Here is a 1,230-nt window from a genome sequence, read left to right on the forward strand (position 1 = left end):
GAAGAAATTAAAATGACAAGTGCTTTTTTTAATGACAAAAAAGTTGAAACATTTAAACACGTCGGTTTTGGCTATGTTCCGGAAATGAAGCAACAACAAAATAGTGGTTTTGATTCGTCTGACTGGTTAGCAATGGAAAAATTTCCTCCATTATTTCCTGAAATTGATAATCTTGACTATACCTGCGCAGACAGCGAAGAAAATAATCGTCCACTCTCTTCGCACCAGGCAAGTTGTGATGAATCTGTAAATGGCGATGATTTAATAAAAATGAATAAAACGGATGCTCAGACAGAAAATTCAGCAAAGCGCTTGCCCACTGTCAAGAAGTCCTTTCAGTGTGATCAATGTAAGAAGATTTTTCTTCGAAAGGCGAATCTGACAAGACACACCCGTATCCACACCGGTGAGAGGCCCTTTAAGTGTATGGTGTGCGAAAAGAGCTTCAATGATTCCAGTGACCTGAAAAAACACAGCCGCATCCACACCGGCGATAGACCCTTTAAGTGTCGGGTGTGCGATCGGAGTTTCAAACAATCTAGTCACCTGGTCAACCATACCCGCATCCACACCGGCGATAGCCCCCATAAGTGTAAGATCTGCAAAAAGACCTTCACTCAAAACATTCACCTGAAACTACATACCCGTATCCACACCGGCGAAAGGCCCTATAAGTGTAAGACCTGCAAAAAGACCTTCATTCAAAACAATGGCCTGAAAGAACATACCCGCATCCACACCGGCGAAAGGCCCTTTATGTGTAAGATCTGCGACATGAGCTTTTCAAGAAAAATTTATCTGAACAGGCATTTAAATTGTCGAAGCCATTTTCTCAAACAGGCTCAACGGTTATTAACCTAACCGTCAGGAAATACTGGCCACTGTCCTCTGGCCAGGTAAATGGTAAAACCCCCTGAGCCTCTACTGGAGGCCCATTAGAGTGATCAAATATAACGGAGAACTGTCTGGGAGCGTCAATGTCATGGTTTTATTGGCCGGTTAATTGCCCCTGTATCATTGACAACCTGTTCCTATATTTGGTTGTGGGTGTGGTTTACACCATGCCTGAAATGCTTCCGCATTTGACGATGGAGGAAAGTATCTTCAACTTGTCATTCCTTAGTGAAGATAAGTAGCTGACCATATGAAATCATATATTTCTGACTCCTTGTGCAGGCACTCCCGGCAACTGCTCCTGCGTTGCTCTAGCTCCTGCATCCATGCAGTCGT

Annotated in this window: 1 protein-coding gene; it reads left to right on the forward strand. The window is 43.5% G+C overall.

Annotated features, from left to right (window positions below; genetic code table 11):
* On the forward strand, positions 1–861 hold an 861-nt coding region (locus KDK14_RS15130), incomplete at its 5' end, for a C2H2-type zinc finger protein (protein ID WP_257266008.1).
* Positions 862–1,230 lie beyond the last annotated feature (369 nt).

Origin of the sequence: Endozoicomonas sp. ONNA2, assembly GCF_024606365.1 — a bacterium.
Taxonomy (GTDB): Bacteria; Pseudomonadota; Gammaproteobacteria; order Pseudomonadales; family Endozoicomonadaceae; genus Endozoicomonas.